The organism is Campylobacter jejuni, assembly GCF_049221745.1.
GTDB lineage: Bacteria > Campylobacterota > Campylobacteria > Campylobacterales > Campylobacteraceae > Campylobacter_D > Campylobacter_D jejuni_E.
The window spans coordinates 411,075-431,683 of sequence record NZ_JBMJAO010000001.1 but is presented as its reverse complement, the minus strand read 5'-3'; the positions used below and the strand labels follow the sequence as shown (position 1 = coordinate 431,683).

General features: G+C 29.6%; 24 protein-coding genes and 1 pseudogene. 10 read left to right on the top strand and 15 right to left on the bottom strand.

Annotation, left to right across the window (positions count from 1 at the left end; translation table 11 throughout):
* Positions 1–55: 55 nt before the first annotated feature.
* The 3 genes from ACOTU8_RS02205 to ACOTU8_RS02195 are packed head-to-tail and all read right to left on the bottom strand — an operon-like array spanning position 56 to position 2,490.
* Positions 56–523, bottom strand: coding sequence for a tRNA (cytidine(34)-2'-O)-methyltransferase (locus ACOTU8_RS02205; RefSeq protein ID WP_422341593.1), 468 nt, complete (start codon positions 521–523; stop codon positions 56–58).
* Positions 524–525: 2 nt separating this feature from the next.
* Complete coding sequence (gene alr / locus ACOTU8_RS02200; RefSeq protein ID WP_422341592.1) at positions 526–1,512, bottom strand: alanine racemase; 987 nt, start codon at positions 1,510–1,512, stop codon at positions 526–528.
* Positions 1,513–2,490 carry a L,D-transpeptidase family protein gene (locus ACOTU8_RS02195; protein ID WP_422341591.1) on the bottom strand — a complete coding sequence of 326 codons (978 nt, stop codon included), beginning with the start codon at positions 2,488–2,490 and terminating at the stop codon, positions 1,513–1,515. It lies immediately after the preceding gene.
* Between the two features lie 336 nt (positions 2,491–2,826).
* On the opposite strand from ACOTU8_RS02195, the gene ACOTU8_RS02190 reads away from it, so the two are divergent.
* Genes ACOTU8_RS02190 through ACOTU8_RS02180 form a run of 3 tightly spaced genes read left to right on the top strand, consistent with a single transcriptional unit; the run spans position 2,827 to position 4,259 of the window.
* Positions 2,827–3,246 carry a copper chaperone PCu(A)C gene (locus ACOTU8_RS02190; RefSeq protein WP_422341590.1) on the top strand — a complete coding sequence of 140 codons (420 nt, stop codon included), beginning with the start codon at positions 2,827–2,829 and terminating at the stop codon, positions 3,244–3,246.
* Positions 3,247–3,249: 3 nt separating this feature from the next.
* The gene (locus ACOTU8_RS02185; protein WP_422341589.1) at positions 3,250–3,702 is read left to right on the top strand and encodes a hypothetical protein; all 453 of its coding nucleotides are present in this window, start codon (positions 3,250–3,252) and stop codon (positions 3,700–3,702) included.
* Entirely contained in the window at positions 3,699–4,259 is a 561-nt protein-coding gene (locus ACOTU8_RS02180; RefSeq protein WP_422341588.1) for an SCO family protein, read from the top strand. Before ACOTU8_RS02185 ends, ACOTU8_RS02180 begins: the two co-directional genes overlap by 4 nt.
* Before the next feature lie 6 nt (positions 4,260–4,265).
* Here the strand turns inward: ACOTU8_RS02180 and cysM are convergent, their stop codons facing one another.
* From cysM to ciaB, 3 genes are all read right to left on the bottom strand, one after another.
* Positions 4,266–5,165, bottom strand: coding sequence for a cysteine synthase B (gene cysM, locus ACOTU8_RS02175; RefSeq protein WP_422341587.1), 900 nt, complete (start codon positions 5,163–5,165; stop codon positions 4,266–4,268).
* 126 nt (positions 5,166–5,291) lie between these two features.
* Positions 5,292–5,588, bottom strand: coding sequence for an HU family DNA-binding protein (gene hupB, locus ACOTU8_RS02170; RefSeq protein ID WP_002859562.1), 297 nt, complete (start codon positions 5,586–5,588; stop codon positions 5,292–5,294).
* Between the two features lie 101 nt (positions 5,589–5,689).
* On the bottom strand, positions 5,690–7,522 hold the full coding sequence (gene ciaB / locus ACOTU8_RS02165; protein ID WP_422341586.1) for an invasion protein CiaB: 1,833 nt from the start codon (positions 7,520–7,522) through the stop codon (positions 5,690–5,692).
* 61 nt (positions 7,523–7,583) lie between these two features.
* On the opposite strand from ciaB, the gene ACOTU8_RS02160 reads away from it, so the two are divergent.
* Complete coding sequence (locus ACOTU8_RS02160; RefSeq protein WP_002853544.1) at positions 7,584–7,997, top strand: acyl-CoA thioesterase; 414 nt, start codon at positions 7,584–7,586, stop codon at positions 7,995–7,997.
* A 39-nt stretch (positions 7,998–8,036) separates the two neighbouring features.
* Here ACOTU8_RS02160 and kcuS read toward each other — a convergent pair whose 3' ends face one another.
* From kcuS to cheB', 9 genes and pseudogenes are all read right to left on the bottom strand, one after another.
* Entirely contained in the window at positions 8,037–8,222 is a 186-nt protein-coding gene (gene kcuS, locus ACOTU8_RS02155) for a KCU-star family selenoprotein (protein ID WP_422341585.1), read from the bottom strand.
* Positions 8,203–10,313 (bottom strand): annotated as a pseudogene (gene cstA, locus ACOTU8_RS02150) (carbon starvation CstA family protein). Before cstA ends, kcuS begins: the two are co-directional and overlap by 20 nt.
* A 167-nt stretch (positions 10,314–10,480) precedes the next feature.
* Positions 10,481–11,410 (bottom strand): ribose-phosphate pyrophosphokinase, encoded by a 930-nt coding sequence (prsA, locus tag ACOTU8_RS02145; RefSeq protein WP_002856539.1) that lies wholly within the window; start codon positions 11,408–11,410, stop codon positions 10,481–10,483.
* Positions 11,411–11,517: 107 nt separating this feature from the next.
* Entirely contained in the window at positions 11,518–12,177 is a 660-nt protein-coding gene (locus ACOTU8_RS02140) for an amino acid ABC transporter permease (protein WP_422341584.1), read from the bottom strand.
* A gap of 10 nt (positions 12,178–12,187) precedes the next feature.
* Entirely contained in the window at positions 12,188–12,940 is a 753-nt protein-coding gene (locus tag ACOTU8_RS02135; protein ID WP_422341583.1) for an amino acid ABC transporter permease, read from the bottom strand.
* 1 nt (position 12,941) lies between these two features.
* On the bottom strand, positions 12,942–13,721 hold the full coding sequence (gene peb1A, locus ACOTU8_RS02130) for a bifunctional adhesin/ABC transporter aspartate/glutamate-binding protein PEB1a (protein ID WP_422341582.1): 780 nt from the start codon (positions 13,719–13,721) through the stop codon (positions 12,942–12,944).
* A gap of 21 nt (positions 13,722–13,742) precedes the next feature.
* Positions 13,743–14,471, bottom strand: a complete 729-nt coding sequence (pebC, locus tag ACOTU8_RS02125) for an amino acid ABC transporter ATP-binding protein (RefSeq protein ID WP_002865902.1) — start codon at positions 14,469–14,471, stop codon at positions 13,743–13,745.
* A 120-nt stretch (positions 14,472–14,591) separates the two neighbouring features.
* Complete coding sequence (cheR, locus tag ACOTU8_RS02120; RefSeq protein ID WP_422341581.1) at positions 14,592–15,380, bottom strand: CheR family methyltransferase; 789 nt, start codon at positions 15,378–15,380, stop codon at positions 14,592–14,594.
* 15 nt (positions 15,381–15,395) lie between these two features.
* Positions 15,396–15,950 carry a CheB methylesterase domain-containing protein gene (gene cheB' / locus ACOTU8_RS02115; protein ID WP_422341580.1) on the bottom strand — a complete coding sequence of 185 codons (555 nt, stop codon included), beginning with the start codon at positions 15,948–15,950 and terminating at the stop codon, positions 15,396–15,398.
* Between the two features lie 163 nt (positions 15,951–16,113).
* Here cheB' and rpiB point away from each other — a divergent pair, with 163 nt between their 5' ends.
* The 6 genes from rpiB to ychF are packed head-to-tail and all read left to right on the top strand — an operon-like array spanning position 16,114 to position 20,597.
* A complete protein-coding gene (gene rpiB, locus ACOTU8_RS02110) occupies positions 16,114–16,551 on the top strand; it encodes a ribose 5-phosphate isomerase B (RefSeq protein ID WP_422341579.1) in 438 nt (145 codons plus the stop codon).
* A complete protein-coding gene (locus tag ACOTU8_RS02105; protein WP_004316351.1) occupies positions 16,551–16,883 on the top strand; it encodes a membrane protein in 333 nt (110 codons plus the stop codon). Before rpiB ends, ACOTU8_RS02105 begins: the two co-directional genes overlap by 1 nt.
* The gene (gene apt / locus ACOTU8_RS02100) at positions 16,880–17,428 is read left to right on the top strand and encodes an adenine phosphoribosyltransferase (protein ID WP_422341578.1); all 549 of its coding nucleotides are present in this window, start codon (positions 16,880–16,882) and stop codon (positions 17,426–17,428) included. Before ACOTU8_RS02105 ends, apt begins: the two co-directional genes overlap by 4 nt.
* A gap of 24 nt (positions 17,429–17,452) precedes the next feature.
* Positions 17,453–18,049 (top strand): DedA family protein, encoded by a 597-nt coding sequence (locus tag ACOTU8_RS02095; protein WP_260628399.1) that lies wholly within the window; start codon positions 17,453–17,455, stop codon positions 18,047–18,049.
* Positions 18,046–19,497 carry a leucyl aminopeptidase gene (locus ACOTU8_RS02090; RefSeq protein WP_422341577.1) on the top strand — a complete coding sequence of 484 codons (1,452 nt, stop codon included), beginning with the start codon at positions 18,046–18,048 and terminating at the stop codon, positions 19,495–19,497. The genes ACOTU8_RS02095 and ACOTU8_RS02090 overlap by 4 nt, the downstream gene beginning before the upstream one ends.
* Positions 19,494–20,597 carry a redox-regulated ATPase YchF gene (gene ychF, locus ACOTU8_RS02085; RefSeq protein ID WP_422341576.1) on the top strand — a complete coding sequence of 368 codons (1,104 nt, stop codon included), beginning with the start codon at positions 19,494–19,496 and terminating at the stop codon, positions 20,595–20,597. The genes ACOTU8_RS02090 and ychF overlap by 4 nt, the downstream gene beginning before the upstream one ends.
* The last annotated feature ends 12 nt before the right edge of the window (positions 20,598–20,609 follow it).

The window sequence follows — 20,609 nt, the reverse complement described above, 5'->3', positions numbered from 1 at the left end:
TAAAAAGGACTTTATGATTTTATTTGTTTTAAGTTATTGTGTAAATTTGAAACTTTTAAGAAACAAAATTGCTAAAATTTTGTCTTAAAGCTTCATAAGAGATTATACCAACGCTTGTAGCCAAATTTAAACTTCTTCCATAAGATTTCATAGGTATAGTTATAGCATTTTCCCAATTTAATTGCATTAATTCCATAGGCAAACCATAACTCTCACTTCCAAAAAATAAGAAATCATTTTTTTGAAATTCTACATCAAAATAAGCTTTTTGACTCTTAGTTGTTGCGAAAAAAAAGCGATTTTTATAAATCATATTTTCATTCAAAAATTCTTCAAGATTCTCCCAAATAATGGGTTCTAATTTATCCCAGTAATCAAGCCCTGCTCTTCTAACAGCCTTTTGAGAAATATCAAAAATAGTTGGTTTAACAATATGAAGTTTAAAACCAGCATTAAAGCACATTCTACCTATACTACCTGTATTTTGCGGTATTCTAGGGTGAACTAAAACTATATTAAACATATTTATACTAGAACTCTTTGAATGTTGGGATTTAATTTTACTAAAATTTCATAGTTAATAGTATGAAAAAAATCAGCCCAAATATCAGCATCTTTAAACACGCAAATTTCCTCACCAGAATTTTCACAAGAAAAACTATCCATTGACATCTTTCCAAGCATTGCTTTTCCATTTCCAAGTACTAACTCCCCTTTTCCATTGTAACGGAAAAGACCATCAGCATAACCCAAATCATAAGTTGCTACTTCCATATCCTTTGTGGCAGTAAAAATGCCTCCATATCCTATACTCTGTCCTTTTTGTAAAACCCTTTGACTTAATCTATGAGCATATAAGCTTAAAACTTTTTTTAAATTTAAACCCCCATATCCAAATTGAACAAGTCCAACTCTACAATATTCATCTTCAGGAATTTGCCCTCTAAATAATGCTGCAGAATTATGCGAATGAAATAATAAATTTGAAAAATATTTTTTTACCATCTTTTTAGCTTTTTGAAAATTTTCTTTTTGAACAAAAAAACTTCCATCCATTTCATCTGCACTAGCAAAATGTGTAAATATTCCAGTAAGTTTTAAATCACTACTTCGAATAAGATCTATAGCATGCTCTAAATTTTCTACACAAATTCCATTGCGATGCATGCCTGTATCTATTTTTAGATGTATTTTTATATCTTGCTTGTAATTTTTTACTTGGGAAATATCATTTAAAGCATAAATAAATCGAGAATTTTCATTACCATGAGGACGATGTGATAGTATTAATATATTCTCAAAAAATTCTTCGATTTCTCGAGCTTCTTCTTCACTCTTAACAGCAACAAAAGAAACTCCTAAATTTTTGGCTAATGGAGCTAAAAGCTTAGCTCCATGCCCATATGCATTATCTTTAAAAACGCAAATTAATCTTTGAAAACTCCCTATTTTTTTAGCAATATGCCTTAAATTATATTCATAAGCTTTTTGATCGATTTTTATTAAAGACATTTATTGCTCTGCTAAAATTTTCATTTTACCTTTACTATCTATCTTAACGTATAAAATTTTATCACCTCTAAACTGATAGTTTTTAGTGTAATAATCCTCATAAAATGAAATTCTATACATAGTTTCATTTTTTAAATTCGGATAAGGGCTTACATTAATATCTGAAAATTTAATCCTTTTATCTTCTTTACGAGAAAAAATAGATTTTTTCATGGAAGCAAACTGTTCGAATTTCATTTTATCAAAACGTTTAAATTCTTGCTCATCATAAAAACTTAAATAGGTATTAGTGTCACTATTTGTCCAAGCTAGTTTCCATGTAAAAAGATCAGCCAATAAACTAGCTATTTGATCCTTTTTAGCTCTAATTTTTTCTTTTTCTTCTGTCATAACAAAAACTTTTTTATCTTGTACAACTTGTGCAAATTTCTCCAAATTATTATTAAATAAAGCAATGCACCCTCTTGTTTTAAATTCATCAAGTCTAGAACCATCTAAAGGATAACCATGGATCCAAATACCACCACCTGTTTTTCCTTGTACTTTATCAAGTAAATTTGGATAAGTTGTAGCAAAAGCAAAGGGACCATAATAAGGATTACCTGGATTAAACTTACGGCCTAACTCATAAAAACCTACTGGCGTTTTCAAATCTCCTTCTATTTTTTTATCGCCCATTAATCCAGTTATTATTTCTTTTTGTTCAAAATCTTTTCTTATTTTTCCGTCCTCGTAAGAATAAACACGGAGAATTTTATCTGTTTTATTTGTGAGCACGATAGCAACATTATCATTATAATATCCAAGTGAAATATTTTTATCTCCTATTTCACTTAACCAAAAATCCTTTTGAGTTAATTCTTTTTCAATCGCTGCACCAACAGCATCTAATCCTTGATTAAGATAAATTTTAACAAGATCTGAGGCATGCAACATCAATGAAGAAAGTGTAATTAATAAAGCAAGTCGTTTTAACAATGTTTTTCCTTAGGTATTTCAAAATTTTTTAAGTCAAAAATGTTTATGATTATAATATTTTTTTTCTTAAAAAACATTTTAACAATATAAGCTTATTGCACAATGTAACTTTATAAATCATATATTTTTTAAAAAGAGTTGTTTATAAATAATACAAATTTTTATTATATTTAAGAATATTTTTAGATATTTTTTATATATTTATTAACCAGAAAAAACATTAATAAAACAAGGTTATAGTTTATTTAAAATTTTACTTTATAAGGTTTAAAATTTATATTTATTAAAGTGAAATACTTTAATAAATATTTAATATTATAAAAATAAGGATACAATATGAAAAAGATTCTTCTCTTAGGTGCTATTTTTACTGTAAATCTTTGGGCTGTTAATGGCATAGAGATAAAAAATGCCTTTGTAAAACAAACTCCACCTCATGCGCAAAATAGTGCTATTTTTCTCACCATTTTTAATAACACCGATAAGGATATTGCTCTAATAAGCGCCAAAAGCGATATCAGTGAAGTTAGTGAACTGCATACACATATACATAAAGATGGAAAAATAATGATGCAAAAAATTCCTGAAATTATTATAAAAGCTCATTCAAGCACAGATCTTAAATCAGGAGGTTACCATATAATGCTTTTAAAACTAAAAAAACCTATTATTAAAGACACAAAGGTAAATTTAGATTTAAAATTTAATAATCACAAAACCATAGAGTTAAAAAATATTGATTCTAAAGAATTTTAATTAATGAGAAAAATTATTTTTATCCTAGCTTTTTCTTTTGTTATTGTTATTTTATATATTATTTTTGATTTTTATACAATAAAAGATTCTCAAAAAATAACAAAAGCTGATTTTTCTGCCCCATTAACTTGTGATCTTAATGTTAAAGACTGCACATATAGTTTTAACAATAAAGAAGTCTTAATTTCCCTAAATCCCAAACCCTTACAATCTTTAGATGTTACAAATCTAAAGATTGTAAATCTAGGAAATTATAATAATTTAGGAATTAAAATTTATGGATTAAATATGTATATGGGTGAAATTAAGCCTAAAATACATCAATTAAATTCAACAGACTATGAAAGCAAAATAGTTCTTGCTGCTTGCGTTTTAGACACTATGCATTTTAGGGTAGAATTTATGGATAATAATAAACCTATAGGGTTTTATTTTGATTTTGAGCTAAAAAAATGAAAAAAAATATTATTTTGTTTATAGTTATAGTTGCCATTATTTTAGGTGTAATATTTTTTCTTAAAAATCATCAAAATTCTTATGATTTTATCTTAAAATCAGATTTAAAAAAGGAAACCACCCTAAAAGATTTTAAAGGAGATAAGCTTATTATCTATTTTGGATACACTTATTGCCCCGATGTTTGTCCAGCAACTCTTAGTTTAGTAGGCAAAGCCTTAAAGCAAATCAATAATCCTAAGGCCCACCTTCTTTTTATTTCTTTAGATCCAAATAGAGATAATAACTTAAGTAATACAAACGAATGGTTACGATACTTTTACCCAAAAGCAGATGCTTTAATTGCAAAAGATGAAAAAACTCTTCAAAAAATAACAAAACAATATAATATTCAATATCAAAAAATAGATCTAAACGATTCTTTTATGGGTTATTCTATAGCACATAGTAATATGCTTTATCTTATTGATGAAAAAGGTCATTTTTATAAAGAAATTAGCGATTTAAATCCACAAGAAATTTTAAGAGAACTTAGAATTTTTCTAAATTCTCAATAATTATACTTAAGCAAAAAGATCGGTTGAGAGGTATCTTTCAGCCGTATCATTTAGCATAGTTAAAATTCTTTTATCTGGGAATTTCTTTGCTAACATACTTGCGGCAAATACATTCGCTCCACTTGATATACCTACCATTAAACCACTTTTAGCAAGTTCTTTAGCTGTATTTATAGCATCTTCGTTACTTACCGTGATCATTTCATCTATAACTTCTTTATTTAAAATAGCAGGTATAAAATTCGCCCCTATTCCTTGTATTTTATGGCTTCCCGCTTCACCTTTGCTAAGCAATGGAGAATTTAGAGGCTCGACTCCAACAATATGTACTTTTTCTAATTTTTCTTTTAGTATTTCCCCAACTCCACTAATAGTACCACCAGTTCCAAAACCAGCTACAAAAATATCAAGTTTATTATCCAAATCTCTTAAAATTTCTAAAGCTGTATTCTTGCGATGCGCATTTTTGTTTGAGATATTTTCAAACTGAGAAACCATAAAAGAATTTGGAGTATTTAATAAAATTTCATTTGCTTTATCAACCGATCCTTTCATTCCTAAATTTGCAGGAGTTAATTCTAATCTAGCACCAAAAAGTGTTATCATTTGTCTTCTTTCTAAGCTCATAGATTCAGGCATTACAGCAATAAATTTAAGTCCCAAATCTGCGCAAATCATAGCCAAAGAAATTCCAGTATTTCCACTAGTTGCTTCAACTATTGTAGTATCTTGATTAATTTTTTTACTATCTAAAGCTTCTTTAATCATTTCAAAAGCTGCTCTATCTTTTATAGAATGACTAGGATTTAAAAATTCACATTTAGCAAAAACATTGATACCAAATTTTTTCAAATGTACAATAGGAGTATTTCCTATAAGTTCACTTATTTTTTCATATACTTTCATAATTTTAATATCCTTTTTTATTTAATAATGATAGTTTTATAAAAGTTTAAAAAAATAAAGTAAATAAAAGATACAAAATATCTGAATTAATCAAGAAAGAAGGCTAGAATTTATCTAGCCGAAGTTTTATTTTTTCTTTTTGCCACTTGCTTTTGCAACAGCTTCTTTAAGGTTTTTACCTACCTTAAATTTTGCAACTCTTGTAGCAGGAACTTTGATTGTTTTTCCTGTACTTGGTACTCTAGCTTCTCTAGCAGCTCTTTCTTGAGTTGAAAAAGTACCAAAACCAATAAAACTGATGCTATCACCTTTAGCTAAAACATCAGTAATAGTAGAAATAACTGCATCAGTAGCAGTAGTAGCGTCTTTTTTTGTTAGCCCAGCTGTTTGAGCAACTAATGAAATGAAATCTGCTTTAGTCATAAAAGCTCCTTTGTTTTAATTGAAACGCCTAATTTTAGCATATTTAAAAAACAATATCAAGTAAAAAACAGCTTTTTTTAAGTTTTTTTCAAAAAACTTTATTATTTTTTCTTATATCTTTCAAATTCTCCGCTATTATCAATTTCATTGCCAATTTTCTCGTATAAATCATAATAAAATTTAACAAATTCTTTACACTTAGGCATAATAGGGAGAAAAATATTATCTTCAATTTCACAAAATCTACTTAAAAACTCTTTTGCATCAAGTCTTAAAGCATAGTGTTTTGCCAATTCATGATAATTTTTTAAAGTTAGTTTTTTAAATTTTTCATAATGCCATAAATCAAAATTTATCTTCAAATTATTATTTTCAAAAATCAATACTTCGCTTTCAAAAAGCAAACTAAGATGAATAAGTCCTTCTGTATAATAAGGTCTAACTTCATCAACCCTTTGCCAAGAAATAAGCCCAATAGCTCTTTTTATAAGTTCATGAAAAACAGGCATAATTAAATCATCTTGTTCATGATAAAAGAAATTTACAAGTCCACCTGTAGTAGCTTTATATTCTTCTATATTTTTAAAAAAACCACTCTGATTCATTGTTTTTTCAGTATCATTAGCAATAAAAAATATATGACCAAATTCATGCCCTATAGTTGATATCTCATAAACCTTTTTCCAAATTTTTTCCTGATAAAATAAAATATTTCTTCCAAAATCCAAAAATTCTTTATCAAAAACCTCACTAGAAATTCTCATAAAAGGCTTTGTTTTAGCATTTTCATATACAAAATTTATGAAAGCAAATATTTTTTTACCCGCCTTAGAACTTACAAACTCATCATTTGGAACGACTTGAGCTGAGAATAAACCTTTAAGTTCAGCACCATAAAATATCATCGGAGTACAAATATAAAGTTGAGTTTTTTCTATATTAGATAAAACTTCTTTTTCTAATTCAAAATCTTCAAGTTCTATATTTTTATAAACATGTTCAAAACTTTCCTTAATTTCACTACCAAATTTCAAAACATCAAAATCATTCTCATCTTCTATTCTTATATCCCATTCTAATGCCACCGCATGAGTATAATTATCTTCATAATATTCTAAAGGATGTCCCACTTGCAAAGGTGATTTTACTTTCATCCAAGCAAATTCAGCTTCTTGCCAAGCTTTTATAACCCTATCTTCATCTTTTTCGCAAAACGCCAATTTTAATTTTTCAAAATATTCTATATAAGCTTTTTCCTCTTCGTTACTAGCAAATATTTTAAGTTGATCAATCATATTTTCAAAAGCAAATTCTAATTTTAAAATTTCATTTTCGAAAAATCTCGCATAAGGAACAAATTTCCATAATTTTCCTATCCTAACTAAAACACCATAACTTCGCTCACAAATTTCTCCTTCTGGAGTTTTTTGATAAAGATGATTTTTACGCAAAAATTCCATTGCATCATCTAAGTTTGGAAATTGTTTAGATAAAATTTTATTATTTTTTTCTATAATTTCTTTAGTCCAAGAAATTTCAAAAATATTCATAATTAAACCTATATTATGTACTCCTTGTATTAAGGACTGATAAAAATTATTTAAAAGCTTTTTCTCTTTTATTTCATTAATTAAATTTTGATGTTCTTTTTCATAAAACTTTCTAACCTCTTCATAGAACTTATGTTTTAACTCTATGATCTTATCTTCTTTAAAATTGTTTTTTTTCCACTCTTGAACTAAATTCTCTTCCTTTAAATCAACCAAACGTCTAAGTATAGCTAGCATAGTTGTTTTATCTTGTTTTAATTCGCTTAAAGAAATCAAAGATCTAAAATACTCACCCACATCTTCTTTGTCTAAAAACTCATATAACGCATTATTTCTTTCTTTGTACTTTCTAACCAATTTAGCTATTTCTTTAAAATTATTCATACTTTTATTCTCCTTTTTAACTTTTTTAATTATAATTCATTTTTTAAAATAAGGAGTAAAAATGAGAGATATGGGAGAACCAAAATTAAAAATTGTAGCCATGCCAAGTGATACAAATCCAGCGGGAAATATTTTTGGTGGATGGATACTTTCACAAATCGATTTAGCAGGAGCTATCGCAGCAAGAGAACTTTCTCCTGAACGCGTTGTAACCATCTCTATGGATAAAGTAGTTTTTAAAGAACCTGTTTTTATAGGCGATATAATTTCTTGTTACTCTAAGGTTGTAAATGTGGGCAACACTTCAATCAGTGTTGAAGTAGAAGTCACAGCTCAAAGAGTGGATTCTCAAGGTTGCACTTCTTGCATTAATGTAACTTCGGCTTTAGTAACTTATGTAAGTGTTACAAGAGATGGAAAGAAAAAGCCTATTAGTGAAGAACTTAAAAGAATTCATGGCTTTTTAAATGCTTAAAGCTTATTTTGTATGATAAAACTTTATCCTTTAAGCTTATCAGCATTTATTTAAACCGCCGCTATTATATTTTTTATCTAGACATTCTTTGAAAAATTCCCCTCTGGTTTTTGGAATTTTTCCTGGATGTTTTTGTAAATACTTATCATAACTAGAAAGTCCCACCAAGGGGTGAAAAAACCTTTCGGCTTTTTCATAATAACACTTAAATTTTTTGAAATTCATCAATCTTAATATACTTAGTTTCTTTAAGAGGAATTTTAATTTTACCTAAACAAATTCCTATACAAGAAATTATAACAAGCAAGGTAGCTATCATAAAGAACACACAAAGAATTGCATTAAGTAAATTTCCAACTTTACTTTGAGTGGCTATTGAAATTTCTTTTTTAATTGTAGAAATTTCTTTTTCATCTTTAGTATTATTTAATTTAAATTCTAAATCTTTAATTTTTTGACTTTGTATGCTAACGGCAGCTACATGACTTATCGCATTTGCTACTTTATTGCCTTCTTCATAAGGCATAATTTTTTGAATTCCTCCATACAGAGTTGCCACCAAGACAAATACCGCAGGTACTAAAGTAACCCAAGTATATCTTGTCTTGCCCATTTTTACAAGTATGGTTGTAGCAAGAAGCAAAGCCATACCCGCAAGCATTTGATTGCTTACGCCAAAAAGAGGCCAAAGTGTATAAATTCCTCCCTTAGGATCAATGGCACCTTGATAAAGAAAATATCCCCAACCTGCAACACTTAAAGCTGTAGCCAAAAGTCCAGCTAGATAATTATATATATTTCCTAAAGGTTTATAAACATTACCCAATATATCTTGCACCATAAAACGACAAGCTCTTGTTCCAGCATCTACTGCTGTTAAAATAAATAAAGCTTCAAACAATATAGCAAAATGATACCAAAAAGCCATCAAATCCACACCACCAAAAAGTTCATGTAAGATCAAAGCTACACCTATAGCAAAAGTCGGAGCCCCACCTTTTCTTGAAAGTATAGTATGCTCTCCTATATTTGTGGTTAAAGTAGTAATTTCTTCAGGAGTAATACTAAATCCCCAACTTGAAATAGTTTGTGCTACATTTACAACATCCGTTCCTATCAAAGCAGAGCTTGAATTTATAGCAAAATAAAGACCTGGATGTAAAATACAAGCACAAATTAAAGCCATAATCGCCACAGCACTTTCAGCAAGCATAGAGCCATATCCAACAGCTAAAGCATGAGTTTCGTTTTCAAGCATTTTAGGAGTAGTTCCACTAGAAATCAAAGCATGAAAACCACTAATAGCTCCACAAGCAATGGTAATAAATAAAAATGGAAACACTCCACCTGCAAATACTGGACCTGTTCCATCAAAATACTGAGTATTTGCTTTTGGCATTTGCAAATCAGGAACAACCAAAACAATAGCTATAGCCATTACCACAATAACACCAATTTTCAAAAAAGTTGAAAGATAATCTCTTGGAGCAAGCAAAAACCACACAGGTAAAACAGAAGCAATAAAACCATAAGCCATCATAACAATTGCCAAAGTTGGAGCTTCTAAAGTAAATATTTTAGCCCAATAAGGATCAGCAGCTATAACGCTACCATAATGAATAGCTAAAATTAAAAGTACAAAACCTATTATAGAGGTTTCCCCTACTCTACCTGGACGGATAAAACGCATATAAATTCCCATAAATATTGCTATAGGAATAGTCATTGCGATAGTAAATAAACCCCATGGGGATTCTGCCAAAGCTTTTACAACCACCATAGCTAAAATGGCAATGATAATAAGCATAATGCCAAAAATCGCCACCATAGCAACTCCACCTGTAAATTTACCCATCTCATCTTTAATCATCTCGCCAAGACTTCTACCTTTTCTACGAGTAGATATAAAAAGAACAACAAAATCATGCACAGCACCTGCTAAAACTCCTCCTACTAAAATCCAAAGCATAGAAGGCAAATATCCCATTTGAGCAGCCAAGATAGGTCCTACTAATGGACCCGCTCCTGCAATAGCAGCAAAATGATGTCCAAATAATACAGCTTTATTTGTAGGTACAAAATCACGCCCATCATTTTCTACAAGCGCTGGTGTTGCACGATTTTTATCAAGTTCTAAAACCTTATAAGCTACAAAACGCCCATAAAATCTATATCCTATCATATAAATACATACAGCAGCGACTACCAAATAAATCGCTGATACACTTTCACCATTTTGTAAAGTCAAATAACCAAAACAAATAGCACCTAAAGTTGCAACAAACAACCATAAAATTTAGTACTTAACTGAGTCATATTTCTCCTAAGAAAATAAAATATTTTCAAAGAATAGCAGATTTATAGATTAAATTGTATAGAAAGATGTTTAGTTTTTTCACATTTTAAAAAAATATACATTTTTTGTTTCTTTAAGTAGTATAAAAACGAAAAGCTTAAAAATAATCTTTAAGCTTTTTTAATCTCTAAATAAAGAGAGAATTTACACTTTCGTTATGATAAACACGACGTATCACTTCAGCAAAAACAGGTGTAACACTTAATACTTTAATATTTGGTAATTGTTCTTTTAAAGGTATGGTATCTGTTACTACAAGCTCATCTAAAGCTCCACTTGCTATTCTCTCATAGGCTTTTCCACTTAAAACTGCATGAGTACAGCAAGCCATAACAGATTTTGCACCTTTTTCTTTTAAAGCTTCTGCGGCTTTAACTATAGTGCCAGCAGTATCAATAATATCATCTACTAAGATAACTTCTTTATCTTTTACATCTCCAATGATATTCATTACTTCGCTTTCATTAGCTTTTTCGCGACGCTTATCAACTATAACTATATCAAGTCCTAAATGCTTTGCAACACTCCTAGCTCTTGCAACACCCCCTATATCTGGACTTCCTATAATAGCATTTTTAAAATGTTTGGCTTTAATGTAATCATTAAAAACTATACTTCCATAAAGATTATCTACTGGAATATCAAAAAAACCCTGAATTTGCCCTGCATGCAAATCTATCGTAGCTACGCGATCAATCCCAGCTGCTTGAATCAAATTAGCCACAAGTTTAGCAGTAATCGGCACTCTAGGATTTGCTTTTCTATCTTGTCTTGCATAACCAAAATAAGGAATAATAGCTGTAATTGAATTTGCACTTGAGCGACGCAAAGCATCTGTAAGAATTAAAAGCTCCATTAAATTATCGTTTGTAGGAGCGCAAGTACTTTGAATAATAAAAACATCCTTTCCGCGTACACTCTCGTCAATTTGAACGCTAATTTCTCCATCGCTAAACCGTTTTACTCCAGCATCACTTAAAGGCAGGGAAAGATATTTAGAAACTTGTCTTGCAAATTCCACATTAGCTGAGCCTGAAAAAATTTTATAACCTCGCATAAAAAACCTTAATCAATAAAATTATGAATTAATACAAAAGATTTTAATAAAAAAAATGTTAAAAACTGCTGTAAATTTAAAAAGCTTATATAAAAATATAAGCTTTTTTAAGAAATGTAAGCTATCTTTTTAGCATAATATCTTACCAACATAGAAAGTGAAAAACATATTATAAAATAAATTCCCGCAACAACACCTATCATCGCTAAAATTTCTTCAAAACTTGTTAGTTTTGCCAATATAGTTTTAGAATTATAAGTAAGTTCAGCTATACCTAAACCCGCTAAATAAGCTGTATCCTTTACAGTGGTTACAATTTGAGATAATAAAGCAGGTATTATTTTTCTAAAAGTTTGTGGTAAAATAATATAAAAAAGAGTAAAAAATTTACCAAAACCTTGAGAATAAGCTGCTTCAAACTGACCTTTTGGTATAGAATTTAATCCACCTCTAATAATTTCAGCCATAACCGAACTCGTATAAAGTGAAAATCCTATAGTGCCCCAAAAAGCTTGAGGAAATTGTCCAAAAAATACAGGTAGAACAAAACAAGCTGCAAGCATCCATAATAATAAAGGAGTATTTCTAAAAATATCTATATAGCAAGCTGCTAAAAATTTACTTAATCTATCCCCATAGTTTTTAGTTATAGCTAAAAAAGTTCCAAAAACAATCGAAATAATACAAGTTGCTAAGGCTATTTTTAATGTCAGAAATAAACCTTGCATTAAAAATTCAATATTTTGTGCATTAAAAACATTTTCCATTAACAACCCTTTATCTCGTTAAATGTGCTTTTTTTATTTTATTTTCATAAGCCTTTGCAAAATAAGCCAAAGGATAACAAATTATAAAATATAAAACTGCTGCAAATATATAAGCTGGCGCATAATTTCCATAATCAGCTGCATAACTATCAGCAGAATGCATTAACTCAGCTCCACCTACAATAAGCAATACAGAGGTATTTTTGATTAAATTTACCATTTGATTTGTCATCGGTGGTAAAATAATTCTAATAGTTTGAGGTACTATAATATAACGCATTTGCTGGATATAAGTAAACCCTTGAGAAGCAGAAGCTTCAAACTGACCTCTTGGTACAGCCAAAATTCCACTTCTAACCACCTCGCTTACATAAGCTCCGTGATAAGCCCCAACACCTAATACACCAATAGTAAATATATCAAGTCTTATACCTAAAACAGGCAAGGCATAAAACAAAAAGAAAATTTGTATTACCAAAGGAACATTTTGAAAAAGCTCTACGTAAATTCTAGTATAGGCTCTGATAATTTTAAATCTACTTGTAGCCATAACTCCACCTATAGTTCCAAAAATTGTAGCTATAAGCAAAGCAAGAATGCTTATATCTAGAGTGTAAATAAAACCATTGATAAAAGCATCTTTATTATCCAAAGCATCTAAAAATTTCCATACCGCAAAAGGGCTTATACTATTTTCATCATATAAACCCCAAGAAGTAAGAATTTGTTTTAAATGTTCAACAAAACCCACACTTTCATTCATATTATAAACCCCATTTTTTCGCTAAAGCATCAATTTCATTTTTATGTTCTTTTACAAAATCATCAACATATTTTGCAAAAGCTGGATCATCTTTTTTGGTTACAATACCATAACTTTGTGGTTCAAAACTATCTGGCAAAATTTCACTTTTATCATCCACATAACCTAACAATATTGATTTGTCTACAGAAAACGCATCAACTCTTTTAGTGTCTAAAGCAGCTTTTATACTTGGATAATCAGGAAATTCACTAAATTTAACTTCAATACCAATTTTTTTAGCAGCTTCGCTTATAGCTTTTTTTGTAGTTGCGGCTTGAACCACTCCAATATTTGCACCTTTCATATCAGCTAAAGATTTATAATTTTTTTCTTTTAAAACTAAAAGCCCTATAGCATCTTGATAATAAGGCTCTGAGAAATTATAAATTCTTTTTCTCTCTGGAGTAATAGTAAAAGTTGCTATCACTGCATCTACGCTACCATTATCAAGCAAAGGACCTCTTGTTTTAGCATTAACTGCAACTAGTTTTATTTTTTTATCATCACATAATATACTTTTAGCTAGCAATTTGGCAACATCTACTTCGAAACCTTTAATTTCACCTGTTGCTTGATCAAGTAAAGCATAATGTGGAACATCATTTTTAACACCAACTATTATTTGTCCTTTAGATTTAATAGACTCAAGTTTACCTTCTGCTGCACTAGCATTGCTAAATGCAACACAAGCACCTAGAGCAAAAACTACCAACTTTAACAAAGATTTTCTAAAAACCATTTTTTCTCCTTTCAATTTTGGTTAATTTTTAAGAATTTTCCCTAAAAAGAGTCGTGCTCTTTCGGTTTTTGGATTTGAGAAAAATTCACTAGGAATATTTTCTTCCACAATAGCACCATCTTCCATAAAAATAATCCTATCTGCTACTTCTTTTGCAAAACCCATTTCGTGTGTAACAACTACCATGGTAGTGTTGCTTTGATGTGAAATTTCTTTCATTACATCTAAAACCTCTTGTATGGTTTCTGGATCAAGGGCTGAAGTAGGTTCATCAAATAAAATATAGGGTTTTTTAGTACAAAGTGATCTTGCTATAGCAACGCGTTGTTGTTGTCCGCCTGAAAGGGTTGCTGGATAAACATTTGCTTTATCTACTAAACCTACGACTTTTAAATACTTAAAAGCTGTTTCTTCGGCTTCTTTTTTAGATTTTTTTTGAAGTTTCATTGGAGCTAAGGTTAAATTTTGCAAAACCGTCATATGTGGATATAAATTAAAATGCTGAAAAACCATTGCACAATATTTTCGACAAATTTCAATTTTATTTTTATGATTTAAAACAAGATTGTTAACTACGACCTCGCCTGAACTAACTTCTTCAAGCCCATTCATGCAACGGATAGTTGTACTTTTTCCACTTCCACTTGGACCTATAATAACAAGTTTCTCACCTTCTTTAACAGAAAGATTGATATTCTTTAGAACATGATGAGTTCCATAGTATTTGTTTACATTTTTTAATTCAATCAAGTTTTTTCCTTTATTTTTAACTAAATATAAAATTAATTAAAATTATTTTATCATTAAATAAAGAAAACTACTTCAAAATGTAACTTATTTTTACTAATAAATTTCTAAAGTGTAACTAATTTATACTTTTTCATAGTAAACACCTCTTGGAGAGAAAATCTTTTTAAAATAAATAGTCTCTGGAATTAAATCAGCATTGCCAACATAAAGCCTTCCTTTATCATTTAAAATTCTATGAAATCTCTCCATAAGTTTTAGTTTTGATTCATGATCAAAATAAATAATCATATTTCTAGAAGCTATAATATCAAATTTTCCCAATCTTGAAAATTTTTCTTCAAAAACATTACAAAGTTCAAATTTACAACTACAAAGCTCATTTTTATTAATAGTATAAAATTTATCTTCGCTTTCTAAAAAAAACCTTTTTTTTTCATTCTCGCTCAATCGCTGCAAAGTTCTTCCTTGATATTTTCCAAGTTTTGCTTTTTCAATCACGCTTGAATTAATATCAATACCTAAAATATACATATCTTTAATAAAATTCTGTGCAGCCAATAATGCTAAAGAATATACTTCTTCTCCACTTGAACAAGGGGCGCTTAGGATATTTACTCTCTTTTCTAAGCTTTTGGCATAATAAATTATTTCTTTCAATTGAGCCAATTCTCTTAAAAAATAAGTTTCACCTATGGTTATAAAATCTAGAGTTTCTTGTTTAAGTTGTCTATTGCTTTTTAATTTTCCCAAAAATTCGGAAAAATTTTTAGTATTAGTCCCTTCAAGAAATTTATTCAACTTTAAAGCTAGTATATTTTTTTTATCAGTTAAATCAATACCGCTTATTTCATTAATAATTTTTATAAATTCATTAAGCTCTAATTCGCTAGGAGTTATTTTTTTTTCCATGCAATTTTCCTTTTGCTAATTCTGATTGATAAAATTTAAAATTTCTTTTTTAATTTCTTTTAGACTCATAGGTTTTAAATGTGGATTTATATCTTTTGCTCTTTTTGGCATACCATAAACGACGCTATCTGCTTCATTCTCACATAAACATCTAACTCCTGTTTTATAAAGATCAAATAGACCTTTTGCGCCATCATCTCCCATGCCCGTTAAAATAATAGCAAGTATTTTATTTGTCTTTGCCAAAGAAACAGCGGAATGAAAAAGCAAATCTACGCTTGGTTTAAAACTTGAAACCATATCTTGCCAAGCGGCTACAATATTTAAATTTCCAGATAAAATAGTATTTTTAGGGCAAATATAAATTTTATTACTTAATATTTCTTTATCGTTTAATAAGCATACTTCACTAAAAGCTTCTTTGTTAAATTGATTTACAAAAGACGGGATAAAATTAGCACTCATATGTTGAGCTATAACTACACAAGTATTTTTTACATCAATATCCTTTAAAAGAAACTTGAGCTGATTAGGACCTCCTGTTGAAGACCCTATAAGTATGAGCTTCATTTTCTTCTCCCTTAATTTTTTAAATAAGTTTGTTTTTCTTGCATTATATAATTTTAATATATAAAGAAAAATAAAACTTATTTTTAAAAAAGAAAAGCTATTTTTATAATTAATTATGATAAGATTAGGTTTTTATTTTTTTATATAGTAATGTAGGAAACCAATGCTTAGGGAAAAAATTTATATTGCTAGTGATCATGCTGGTTTTGAATTAAAAGAAAAAATTTGTCTATTTTTAAAAGAAAAAAATGTAATTTTTAACGATTTAGGAACAAACACTTGCACAAGCTGCGATTATCCTGATTACGCACATTTACTTGCAGAAAAAATAGATAAGCAAAGCTTTGGCATTCTTATTTGCGGAAGTGGAATTGGAATTTCTATTGCAGCAAATCGTCATAAAAATATTCGTTGTGCATTGTGCCATGAAAGCCTAAGTGCAGAGCTTGCAAGAAGACATAATGATGCTAATGTTTTAGCACTTGGCGGAAGACTGATTGGAATTGAATTAGCTATAAATATTATAGAAAAATTCATTCAAACTCCTTTTGAAGAAGGAAGACATATACAAAGAATTCAAAAAATTGAGGTAAAAATATAATGTTTGCAAACTGGCTTGTTTTAACTATATTAATTTGTGCAACTATCTATTTGATTGTAATGTTGTTTTACTATAAAACTCTACTTAATAAAGAAAAAACATCAAAAGATTTTATCAAAAACAATCTTGATGATACTGAAATTGTTATTAGAAAATTACAAATCCAACTTCAAAGAAGTCTTGGAAATATAGATATACTTACAGAAGAACTTAACAAAATCAAAGCAGACCTTACATCTTTAAGAACTAGAAATTCTCAATATCGTTTAGAAAATGACAAACTAAGACAAAGAATTAAAGAATTAGAAGCAAAAATCGAGGCATTATTATGATAAAACTAACACAAGAAGAACAAAAATACCTGCTTGATAGCATTAGAATTATTCCTGATTTTCCAAAAAAAGGAATTATTTTTAGAGATATTACCACTCTGCTAAATAACAAAGAGGCTTTAAATTTTCTACTTAAACATTTAAAAGAACGTTACAAAGATTACAATCTAGACTTCATAGCAGGAACAGAAAGCAGAGGATTTATCTTTGCATCTATGATTTGCGCAAAACTTAATCTTCCTTTTGTGCCTATTAGAAAACCTGGAAAACTCCCTTTTGAAACTTTTAGTTGTGAATATGATCTTGAATATGGTAGTGATAAAGTGGAACTTCACAAAGATGCTTTTAGAAATATTCAAAATGCAAGAGTTTTGCTTGTAGATGACTTAATAGCAACCGGTGGAACAGCTATAGCTTCGTATGAACTCATTCAAAAAGCTGGAGCAAAATGCGTTGAAGCTTGTTTTTTAATGAATCTTAAAGATTTAAATGGAGCAAATAAACTTGAAAAACTTACTTTAGTTTATAGTGTTTTAGAAATTTAAAAATTTTGATAGAAAGGTATAGTTATGGAAGAATTTTTAAAAAATTTACTTTATCAATATAAAGATCTAGCTTATATTATTATTTTTTTATGGTGCATTTTAGAAGGAGAGTTGGCTTTAATTTTAGCAGGTATTTTTGCTCATCAAGGACATGTAAATCTAGGCTTTGTTATATTTATAGCAGGACTTGGTGGTTTTGTAGGCGATCAAATTTATTTCTACATAGGAAGATATAATAAACGCTACATACAAAAAAAATTAAAAGCTCAAAGGCGTAAATTTGCAGTAGCACACCTACTTTTACAACGTTTTGGTTGGCCTATTATTTTTATACAACGCTATATGTATGGCTTTAGAACCATTATACCTATGAGTATAGGAATCACACGTTATAGTGCGAAAAAATTTGCCATTATCAATCTTTTTAGTGCTTGGGTTTGGGCATCAATCACTATACTTTTAGCTTGGTATTTTGGAGAACAAATTTGGAAGATGGTGACTTGGGCTGAAGAGCATTGGTATTATGCAGCTATTATTATTATAGCTTTTTTATCTCTTTTATTATTTGGTTTTAAACAAATGGAAAAAGCTATACTTAAAGACAAAAGGAAAAAATCATGAAATTTGAATTAAATGATAAAAAACTAGATGCTATAAAAGCAGACTTTGAGCTTGTTTTTATACAAGATAAAAATTTAAAAAATTTTAACAAAGAAAAAGATTTTTTTAAACTTAATAATTACAAAGGTGAAGGTGTTTTATTGGACTTAAACAATAAAAAGCTTTATTTAGAGCTTAAAAGTCTTGCTTATGAAGATATAAGATTAAGTCTTTGCACAGCATATAAAACTCTTGAAAAGCTTAATATAAAAAGCGTAAAACTTCCTAGCATAATAGGAGATTGTGTAGTTAGAAGCTTTGCATCTTTAGTTGAAGGCGTGCTTTTTGGAGCTTATAAATTTGATAAATATAAAAGCGAGAAAAAAACAAGTACTTTGGAAAAATTCATTATTTCAAGCGAAGCGTTAAATGGCGAAAAATTTAATAAAGATGAAGCTAGGATAGGTTTAAAGCGTGGAGAAATTTTAGCTAATGCCACAAATTTTACCAAAAATATAGTCAATGAAATTCCTGAAATTTACACCCCTTTAAAAATGGCAGAAGATGCACAAAATTTAGCTAAAGAAAATAAAAACATCACTTGTAAAATTTATGATGAAAAATTTTTAGCCAAAGAAAAAATGAATGCCTTTTTAGCGGTAAATCGTGCCTCGGTACACCCACCACGCCTCATTCATCTAAGCTATAAAGCTAAAAATGCAAAAAAATGTGTTGTATTTGTCGGAAAAGGCTTAACTTACGATAGCGGTGGATTAAGCTTAAAACCAGCTGATTTTATGCTTACAATGAAAGCTGATAAAAGCGGTGCAGCAGCAGCAATGGGAATCATAAAAGCCGTAGCTGAACTTGCTTTAGATTTAGAAGTACATTGTATTTTAGGTGCAACTGAAAATATGATAGGCGGCAATGCTTATAAGCCTGATGATGTATTAATCAGTCGTGAAGGTATAAGCATAGAGGTAAGAAATACAGATGCAGAAGGACGCTTGGTTTTAGCTGATTGTCTTTCTTTTGCACAGGATTTAAAACCTGACTTACTTATCGATATAGCAACTCTTACTGGAGCTTGTGTTGTAGGACTTGGAGAATTTACAAGCGCTATTATGGGAAATAATGAAGAATTGCAAAATGATTTTTATCTAAGCTCTAAAAAAAGCGGAGAATATACTACAATCTTACATTTCAACCCTCACTTAAGAGAACTTATAAAATCAAATATTGCCGATGTTAGCAACACTGCCTCTAGTCGCTATGGAGGCGCAATTACCGCGGGGTTATTTTTAGATAAATTTATACGTAAAGAATACAAAGACAAATGGCTACATCTTGACATAGCAGGACCTGCTTATACAGAAAAATCTTGGGGATATTCTAGTTTTGGCGCAGGTGGTGCTGGGGTTAGAATGTGCGTTAATTATTTAATTCAAATTTTAAGGAAAACTAAATGAGTTTAAGCGTAGGTATAGTAGGACTTCCAAATGTTGGCAAATCAACGACTTTTAATGCTTTAACTAAAGCACAAAATGCCCAAAGCGCAAACTATCCTTTTTGCACCATAGAGCCCAATAAAGCCATGGTTGAAGTTCCTGATTTAAGACTTAATGAACTTGCTAAAATAGTAAAACCTGAAAGAATTATGCATTCTTTAATAGAATTTGTAGATATCGCTGGGCTTGTTAAAGGTGCAAGTAAAGGCGAAGGCTTGGGAAATAAATTTCTTTCAAATATACGTGAAACTGAGGTTATTTTACACATGGTACGTTGTTTTGATGAAGAAAATATCACCCATGTTGAAGGTGGAGTTAATCCTTTACGAGATGTGGAAATTATCAATACAGAGCTTATTTTAGCAGATATTGAACAACTTAGTAAAAAAATAGAAAAACTCACCAAAGAAGCCAAAGCCAACCAAAAGGGTGCTAAAGAAAGTCTCGAACTTGCAAATTCCTTACTTGATCATTTAAACAAAGGCTTAGCTGCAAGCTCTTACCCTGAAAAGGAAAGTGAAATTTATCAAGCCTTAATCAAAGAATTAAGACTGCTTTCCGCTAAAGAAGTGATTTATGGTGCAAATGTTGATGAAAATGGTATTGGTGAAGATAATGATTATGTAAAAGCTTTAAAAGAATATGCTAAAAAAAATGATCATGAAGTTATCAAGCTTTGTGCAAAAATCGAAGAAGAATTAGTAGGATTAAGCGATGAAGAAAGTCATGAATTTTTAGGTTCTCTAGGAGTTAACGAAAGCGGTCTTGATCAAATCATACGTACTGCTTTTGCTAAACTTGGACTGATCAGTTATTTTACCGCTGGTGTAGTTGAAGTGCGTTCTTGGACAATCAAAAAAGGCTGGAAAGCACCAAAAGCAGCAAGTGTGATTCATAATGACTTTGAAAAAGGCTTCATAAAAGCTGAAGTTATTTCTTATGAAGACTATATCCAATACAAAGGTGAAAATGGTGCCAAAGAAGCAGGAAAGCTGCGCCTTGAAGGAAAAGACTATATCGTTTTAGATGGTGATGTAATGCATTTTAGATTCAATGTTTAGGCAAAATAGTCT

Excerpts from the sequence above, each read along its gene's own strand:
- ACOTU8_RS02205 (WP_422341593.1), bottom strand. The coding sequence starts at position 523 with ATGTTTAATATAGTTTTAGTTCACCCTAGAATACCGCAAAATACAGGT.
- alr (WP_422341592.1), bottom strand. The coding sequence starts at position 1,512 with ATGTCTTTAATAAAAATCGATCAAAAAGCTTATGAATATAATTTAAGG.
- ACOTU8_RS02190 (WP_422341590.1), top strand. The coding sequence starts at position 2,827 with ATGAAAAAGATTCTTCTCTTAGGTGCTATTTTTACTGTAAATCTTTGG.
- ACOTU8_RS02185 (WP_422341589.1), top strand. The coding sequence starts at position 3,250 with ATGAGAAAAATTATTTTTATCCTAGCTTTTTCTTTTGTTATTGTTATT.
- ACOTU8_RS02180 (WP_422341588.1), top strand. The coding sequence starts at position 3,699 with ATGAAAAAAAATATTATTTTGTTTATAGTTATAGTTGCCATTATTTTA.
- cysM (WP_422341587.1), bottom strand. The coding sequence starts at position 5,165 with ATGAAAGTATATGAAAAAATAAGTGAACTTATAGGAAATACTCCTATT.
- hupB (WP_002859562.1), bottom strand. The coding sequence starts at position 5,588 with ATGACTAAAGCAGATTTCATTTCATTAGTTGCTCAAACAGCTGGGCTA.
- ciaB (WP_422341586.1), bottom strand. The coding sequence starts at position 7,522 with ATGAATAATTTTAAAGAAATAGCTAAATTGGTTAGAAAGTACAAAGAA.
- ACOTU8_RS02160 (WP_002853544.1), top strand. The coding sequence starts at position 7,584 with ATGAGAGATATGGGAGAACCAAAATTAAAAATTGTAGCCATGCCAAGT.
- kcuS (WP_422341585.1), bottom strand. The coding sequence starts at position 8,222 with ATGAATTTCAAAAAATTTAAGTGTTATTATGAAAAAGCCGAAAGGTTT.
- prsA (WP_002856539.1), bottom strand. The coding sequence starts at position 11,410 with ATGCGAGGTTATAAAATTTTTTCAGGCTCAGCTAATGTGGAATTTGCA.
- ACOTU8_RS02140 (WP_422341584.1), bottom strand. The coding sequence starts at position 12,177 with ATGGAAAATGTTTTTAATGCACAAAATATTGAATTTTTAATGCAAGGT.
- ACOTU8_RS02135 (WP_422341583.1), bottom strand. The coding sequence starts at position 12,940 with ATGAATGAAAGTGTGGGTTTTGTTGAACATTTAAAACAAATTCTTACT.
- peb1A (WP_422341582.1), bottom strand. The coding sequence starts at position 13,721 with ATGGTTTTTAGAAAATCTTTGTTAAAGTTGGTAGTTTTTGCTCTAGGT.
- cheR (WP_422341581.1), bottom strand. The coding sequence starts at position 15,380 with ATGGAAAAAAAAATAACTCCTAGCGAATTAGAGCTTAATGAATTTATA.
- cheB' (WP_422341580.1), bottom strand. The coding sequence starts at position 15,950 with ATGAAGCTCATACTTATAGGGTCTTCAACAGGAGGTCCTAATCAGCTC.
- rpiB (WP_422341579.1), top strand. The coding sequence starts at position 16,114 with ATGCTTAGGGAAAAAATTTATATTGCTAGTGATCATGCTGGTTTTGAA.
- ACOTU8_RS02105 (WP_004316351.1), top strand. The coding sequence starts at position 16,551 with ATGTTTGCAAACTGGCTTGTTTTAACTATATTAATTTGTGCAACTATC.
- apt (WP_422341578.1), top strand. The coding sequence starts at position 16,880 with ATGATAAAACTAACACAAGAAGAACAAAAATACCTGCTTGATAGCATT.
- ACOTU8_RS02095 (WP_260628399.1), top strand. The coding sequence starts at position 17,453 with ATGGAAGAATTTTTAAAAAATTTACTTTATCAATATAAAGATCTAGCT.
- ACOTU8_RS02090 (WP_422341577.1), top strand. The coding sequence starts at position 18,046 with ATGAAATTTGAATTAAATGATAAAAAACTAGATGCTATAAAAGCAGAC.
- ychF (WP_422341576.1), top strand. The coding sequence starts at position 19,494 with ATGAGTTTAAGCGTAGGTATAGTAGGACTTCCAAATGTTGGCAAATCA.